The 6,925-nt window shown below is 44.9% G+C and carries 5 protein-coding genes and 2 pseudogenes; 4 read left to right on the top strand and 3 right to left on the bottom strand.

From position 1 onward, the window contains the following. The coding region (locus V6C93_RS16640) for an adenylate/guanylate cyclase domain-containing protein (RefSeq protein ID WP_333477786.1) at window positions 1-1,278 on the top strand (1,278 nt) is incomplete at its 5' end. A gap of 62 nt (window positions 1,279-1,340) precedes the next feature. Here the strand turns inward: V6C93_RS16640 and V6C93_RS16635 are convergent. Then, entirely contained in the window at window positions 1,341-2,519 is a 1,179-nt protein-coding gene (locus V6C93_RS16635) for a transposase (protein ID WP_333477785.1), read from the bottom strand. Window positions 2,520-2,601: 82 nt separating this feature from the next. Here V6C93_RS16635 and tnpA point away from each other — a divergent pair, with 82 nt between their 5' ends. After that, window positions 2,602-2,997: an IS200/IS605 family transposase gene (gene tnpA / locus V6C93_RS16630; RefSeq protein ID WP_333477784.1), complete on the top strand. Its 396-nt coding sequence runs from the start codon at window positions 2,602-2,604 to the stop codon at window positions 2,995-2,997. Between the two features lie 285 nt (window positions 2,998-3,282). Here tnpA and V6C93_RS38295 read toward each other — a convergent pair. Both V6C93_RS38295 and V6C93_RS38290 read right to left on the bottom strand, forming a co-directional pair. Next, a pseudogene (locus V6C93_RS38295) lies at window positions 3,283-3,678 on the bottom strand (DUF6714 family protein); the annotation flags it as partial. Window positions 3,679-3,720: 42 nt separating this feature from the next. Further along, window positions 3,721-3,975 (bottom strand): annotated as a pseudogene (locus tag V6C93_RS38290) (CPCC family cysteine-rich protein); the annotation flags it as partial. Between the two features lie 379 nt (window positions 3,976-4,354). Between V6C93_RS38290 and V6C93_RS16620 the strand changes: the two are divergent. Both V6C93_RS16620 and V6C93_RS16615 read left to right on the top strand, forming a co-directional pair. Beyond that, a complete protein-coding gene (locus tag V6C93_RS16620; RefSeq protein ID WP_333477782.1) occupies window positions 4,355-5,305 on the top strand; it encodes an ABC transporter ATP-binding protein in 951 nt (316 codons plus the stop codon). A gap of 227 nt (window positions 5,306-5,532) precedes the next feature. Next, on the top strand, window positions 5,533-6,925 hold a 1,393-nt coding region (locus V6C93_RS16615), incomplete at its 3' end, for an ABC transporter permease (protein ID WP_333477781.1).

Raw genomic sequence — 6,925 nt, 5'->3', positions numbered from 1 at the left:
ATCACCTCCGGTTACTGGAGTACCGATATTGTCGAGGACACCCATTGCCAACGCTCCGAGCAAGCCTCTCTTGCCGGACTGCATGGCGCATTTGCAATTCCCATCCAGAGTGACGGTGAAGTTTTGGGAGTAATTGCGTTCTTCAGTTGTGACAAACAACCCCGCGATGAATTCCTGCTTCAGGTGATGCTAGGTATCGGTAACCAACTCGGTCAATTCATCAAGCGCAAACAAGCCGAGGTGGCATTGGCGGAGAGCGAAGAACGATATCGAGATTTATTTGAAAATGCAACCGATCTAATTCAGTCCTGCGCTCTCAATGGTCGCTTTCTGTATGTCAATCGAGCTTGGCGAGAGACTTTGGGATATAGCGAAGCTCAGGTGCAAACGATGAACTTGTTCGACATTTTGCATCCCGATTGTAAAGCGGGTTGTCTGGAAAGTTTATCTCGCGTGATATCTGGAGAAAAGACCGATCAAATTAAAGCTGCATTTATTAGCCAAGACGGCACAAAAATCTCGGTTGAAGGGAATATCAACTGTAAATTTGTAGCGGGAAAACCCGTGGCGACTCGCGCCATTTTTCGAGACATTACCCAACGCCTACAAGCCGAAGCAGCGCTACGCTATCAACAGGAGCAAACCGAACGGCTGTTACTGAATATCTTGCCAGAGCCGATCGCATACCGCCTCAAACATGATACACGCACGATCGCAGAAGACTTTGCAGAAGTTAGCGTGATGTTTGCAGATATCGTAGGCTTTACCCAAATTGCCTCTCGCCTGAGTCCGATTGACCTCATCGGCTTACTCAATCAAGTCTTCTCCACATTTGATCGCCTGAGTGAGAAGCATGGCTTAGAGAAAATTAAGACCGTTGGCGACGCTTATATGGTGGTGGGAGGCTTGCCCGTGCGTCGAGCCGATCATGCGGAAGCGATCGCAGAAATGGCACTCGATATGCAAGCTGCGATCGCTCAATTCCGTCAAGAGATGGGTAAAGAGTTCAACATCCGCATCGGAATCAATACCGGGCCCGTGGTAGCCGGGGTAATTGGCATCAAAAAATTCAGTTACGATCTTTGGGGAGATACCGTGAATATCGCCAGTCGTATGGAATCCCACGGCGTCTCTGGAAAAATTCACGTAACTGCCGCCACTTACGAACACCTACGAGAGCAATACTTATTGGAAAAGCGAGGTGTCATTCCAGTAAAAGGGAAGGGAGAAATGACGACTTATTTTCTCAAGGGCAGAAAAATCACTGGTAGAGGTTAAACCCAAACCAAAGACGGGACTATTTGACACTCCCCACGCATGGAATGCGGGGGATTCTAGCTTCATCGTCGTTGCTTGCTCTTGCAGGTCTTGTGACCAACAGGAGTAGAGGCTGCAACTCGACTAGCGTTACTTCCGGGTTGCCCACCCGTAGCGTTTACACGACTTAAAATTACTTTAGCAGCATTTATATCTCGCTGTTCAACGTATCCGCAATGTGGACAAGAGTGAGTACGAGTGCTTAAAGTTTTTTGGACTTTAGCGCCACATTTACTGCATTCTTGGCTAGTGAAATGCGGCGGAACTGCGATTACCTCTGTGCCAAATTTCTGCCCAAAGTATTCGAGCCAACAGCGGAATTGATACCAAGAAGCATCACTGATACTTTTGGCTAGCTTGTGATTTCTCACCAGTCCGCTTACATTCAAGTCTTCCAAGACAACCTTAGCGTTTGCTAGGCATAAGTTACGCGCCAGTTTCTTGGCGTGTTCTTCCCTTTGTCTTGTTACTCTTAAATGCTTGCGTCCATAAATACTACGCGCTTTTCTTCTACCGCTAGACCCCTTCTTTTTCTTGTGAATCTGACGCTGAGAGCGTTTAATTTTCTTCTCGGATGAGCGTAAAAACCGAGGATTTTCCTCGTGATTGCCGTTGCTGTCAGAATAAAAATACTCCAGTCCAACATCAATACCAACTTCAGTGTTAGTAACTGGTACATCTTGGTTATTATCAACCTTGACGCAAAATTGTACATAGTAGCCATCTGCCCTACGCACAATCCGAACCCGTTTAATTAAAGCTATAGGAAAAGCGTGAATATCCCAATTTCCTAACAATTTGAGTTCGCCAATTTCCTTCTTATCGGTAAAATTGATACGCCGTTTAGATGGATGTAGTTTCCAGCCAGAAACCTTGTACTCAACTGAATGGCAGTTCTTTTTAAACCGAGGATATCCTTTCTTTCCGGGTTTCTTGTTCTTGCAATTATCAAAAAATCGATTGATTGCACGTTCTACATTCTCAACAGATGCTTGACAAGCATGAGAATTTAACTCGTTAACAAACTTATACTCGGCTCGTAGCTGAGTGTTATACTGGTACAGCTCTTTTTTGCCAATAGCTCGATTATCCATCCAGTACCTCAACACTTTGTTCCTGACGAACTGTGAGGTACGAATAGCTTCATCAATGGCTTTTGCGTGTGTCTTCTTGACTACTGCTTTGTACTCCAGTATCAACACTCTTGAATCACCTCCTGATTAGATAGATTGTAGATGTATAATCATTATATACATGAAATCTATCTATTTTTCTGGAAATTTTATGAATAATTTTAAGTCGAATAGAAACGTAGTTTATTCGTGCAAGTACCATATCGTCTGGACGCCCAAGTATAGACGCCCTGTGCTTGTTAATGGTGTGGACGCTCGACTTAAAGAATTACTCGAGCAAATAGCCAAGGAAATAAAGGTTGACATCCTTGAAATGGAAATAAGGCCAGATCATGTACATTTACTCATTGAAGTAGACCCTCAGTTTGGCATTCACAAGGCTGTTAAAAGGTTTAAAGGTGCAACTTCTCGCTATTTAAGACTTGAATTCCCTCATTTAAAATCAAGACTTCCTACTCTTTGGACTAACTCTTCTTTCGTGTCTACGGTTGGCGGTGCGCCGCTGGAAGTTGTTAAGCAGTACATTCAAGGCCAGAAGGAAGCCTGACGGCGAATAAATTCGCTACGGGCTTACCCCATAGTTAGAAACTATGGGGTAAGCCCTCCGATTCTCGGTCAAATTTCTAGGTTGGGTTGAGGAACGTAGGCGTAGCCTTCTCGTAGAGTAACCCAACTCTAAGGTTTGTTTGTTGGGTAACGCTTACGCTTTATTCAACCTACATGAGTGCTAGGTGCTTGCACTGATATGCTCCCGAAAAAACCACCTGTAGGAACACTCTCTCTGTGGTTTCCCTCCCCCAAAAAGTCCCCCGCCGCAACTGTCATGGCGGCTCTAATACATGTAATTATTTACAAATTCAATAAACTCCGAAATAACTTTTAATTGTTCTTGATTAAGTATTTCAAAATGAGCTTTATGGTGTCCAATCTTACTCTCAAGCGCCCACAGTAAAGAGCTTAAACTATTGGAACCTAAGGCTTTAGGTTCTTTTAGGCTCCAAATCATATAGGCAGGAATATAATATCGAAATCCTTTGGGATCTAAAAAAGCAAAGATATCGTGAAATTTCATAAGCCACTCATCTGGCACCTCTTGCCATTGGGTATCTAAATCCATTTGCCGACCTGTTTTCTTAGCCTCTTCAAGACTACTCCAGTCATCAAGTGCCCGTGCCGCGTGTAACGAAATGCCATCTTCGCGAGATACACCATCAAAGGCAGCAGTAATCTTTTCAATTAAGGGGAATCTAATTTTTTCTGCCAGGGCGTCAAGAGTTTCCCAGCCTGGAACTCGCTGATCATGGGGGGTGGGACGACGAACATCTTTGAGCCATTCGCGCTCGCACGCACCAAATTCTATAAAGTTACGTTGTGCTTGACGTAGCGAAACTTGGTTGGATGAGTAACCTTGTTCTGCATCATCTTCCCAAAAGCAAATTGGACAGATGAGGTACGTACCCGGTGGTTTTTGATTGAGTGTCATGTAGCCACAACAAGGACAAGGGTAAAAGATTTCAGGATTCATTATGTCGGCTCCGAATTTGAAAAATTTCACGGAAGGGGCAGCAATCTTCCAGCCTTCCAAGGACAATATGTAATTCGTCACCATTAGGGTGCAACTTTATGCATATCAGGGCTAAGCTATCGAAGGTAAAACAAGCGTTGGACAGAGATGTTGGTGCAATTGACGGGCTGGGATACAAAGGAAATCAGCCATAATATGGCATCCCGTTAATAGGCCACATTTTTTCGTTGAAAGTAAAACTCAAACAAAAACTGCATAAGTTTCACTGGCTCAGAGATACATCCAAAATAGAGAGATTTAGAGTTCCGGAAAATAACTCTCTATCGCTGTAGTCCAAAATCTCAGAGATAACACCCCCAATCCCCAATTCCCAGCACTTATGAGCAAAGAACTCGCCATTTCTACTCGTGGACTAACCAAGCAATTCGATCGCCACATTGCCGTTAACGATATCGATTTACAAGTCGAGTGTGGTGAAGTCTATGGCCTAATCGGGCCCAATGGTGCAGGCAAAACCACCCTAATTCGGATGTTGGCAGCCGCAGAGGAACCCACTACTGGAGAAATTTATATCAATGGCGATCGCTTATTGCGCGATCACAGCAACCCAACTCTGAAGCGGCGACTGGGTTATCTCCCTGATGACTATCCCCTGTACGACGATCTATGCGTTTGGGACTACTTGGACTATTTTGCACGGCTGTATCGCTTGCGAGAACCCCTTCGCACGCAACGACTTCGCGAAGTTTTGGAACTGGTGCAGCTAACGAATAAGCGCAATAGTCTGATTTCCACCCTGTCGCGGGGGATGAAGCAACGTCTCAGTCTCGCGAGAACCATCATTCACGAACCAATTCTGCTGCTGCTGGACGAACCGGTTTCTGGATTGGATCCGCTCGCGAGAATGCAATTTCGGGAAATCATCAAAACCTTGCAAGAAGCTGGGATGACAATTCTAATTTCGTCACACGTCCTCAGCGACTTGGCAGAACTTTGCTCTTCAGTGGGAATTATGGAACTCGGCTATTTGGTGGAAAGTGCCTCCTTACAGGAACTTTACCGCCGCCTTGCACGCCAGCACATCGTGATGTCCACTCTGGGGAATTTAGACGCACTGATCGCTGAACTGAAAAATCATCCCTGGGTTGAAGAGTGGGAGGTACTACCTGGAAGCAAGAATGTGCGAGTTCATTTTTCCGGGACTCCAGAAGATAGTGCGATGTTATTGCGATCGCTGGTTGAAGCGGGTATTCCCCTTTCTGAATTCCACTGTACCCAAGAAGACCTCGAAACCATCTTCCTCAAGCTAGGACACCAGCAAGCTTCTTGATGAAGTTAAAAGGTTGAAGGTTGAAGGTTTGAAGGTTTGAAGGTTGGAGGTTTGAAGGTTGAAGGTTTGAAGGTTGGAGGTTTGAAGGTTGAAGGTTGAAGGTTGAAGGTTGAAGGTTGAAGGTTTGAAGGTTGGAGGTTGCACCTACTACACAACTTGCTTCCTTGGCTTCTGTTGTCAATCCACTAAATGACTAATTTGTCAAGTTCAATATTTGGAGATTGTTCATGCAACTTAATTTTCTAGACCGCATCGGTGACTGGAATCCCCAGCTATTTCGAGAAATTAAAGGTCGCCTGAATGTTAGGAATATAGCAATTGCTGTGGCCTCATCCCTACTAGGTCAACTTCTGCTATTCCTATTTTGGGTGAATCAGTTTCCTCACCATCCTTACTATCAAAACCAACCCTACTGCCGCCTGCAAAAGACTTTTTTAGCAGCTCAAAATCAAAGGTACCAACTTGATAACCAATATCGCCAACTTCAAGCCGAATTCAAGCGCTATAGTAACCCTAAAGACTATGACCTGGAAAAAATACAACACCTCAAAGGAAGCATAGCAGAAGTCAAAGAAAAAATTCAGCACGTACAAGACATTCTCAAAAATAATCTCTGCCCCTCAGATGCTATTGAGATTCAGCGTTGGTGGCATGACTCCTATCCAAAAATGTTCATGTCGCTGAGTGTATTTGTTTTGTTCATCATGTTAGGGGTAGGAACCTACATGCTGATCAGTAATTTGGCGAATGAAGAGCGTCGTGGAACTCTTAACTTTATCCGACTCAGCCCTCAATCTACGCTGAGTATTTTGGGCGGCAAGCTGCTGGGTGTTCCCATTTTGCTCTATTTAGCCGCTATTCTTACCGTTCCTTTCCATCTGTGGTTAGGATTTTCTGCCCAAATTCCTGGCTTCGAGATTTGTACGTTTTATGCTGTTCTGATTGCCAGTTGTGCATTCTTCTACAGTGCAGCGCTGCTGTTTGGCTTAGTGACTCCTTGGCTGGGTGGATTTCAGTCTTGGTTAGGGAGTGGTGCTGTTCTGCTGTTCTTATTAATGATTAATTTCAAAGCGATCGATCACAGCCCTATGGATTGGCTGAATCTGTTTTCTCCGGTTGTGGTATTACCCTATTTAATCAATCGGATGGGGACAGACTATACAGGTGGAGATTTTCCCTTCTCAATGGGAAAAATCCAAGGGTTAGAATGGTTTAATTTGCCCATTGGTGCAACTGGAATCAGCCTCGCCATCTTTGCACTGCTTCATTACGGCTTATGGACAGGCTGGATTTGGCAAGCACTCAATCGCCGCTTTCACAATCCCAATGCCACCATCCTCAACAAGCACCAAAGTTATTGGCTGGTAGCCTGCTTTGAATTTGTGACGTTAGGATTTGCAATGGGAGAGTCACAGGGATATTACTGGCTCTCACCGTCTCAGATTTTTATAAATCCTGTGTTGCTAGCGTACTTCAATGGTGTACTGTTTATCGGTTTAATCGCTGTTCTGGCACCTCAGCGTCAAGCTTTACAGGATTGGGCACGCTACCGCCGGGAGAGGGCGACAGGCAAGGGATTTTGGAATCGTGCCTTGGTACAGGATTTGCTGGTGGCAGAAA

The organism is Allocoleopsis sp. (genome assembly GCF_036703385.1).
GTDB lineage: Bacteria > Cyanobacteriota > Cyanobacteriia > Cyanobacteriales > Coleofasciculaceae > Allocoleopsis.
Note: the sequence above shows the minus strand (reverse complement) of the source record. Positions and strands in the feature narration are given on the sequence as shown.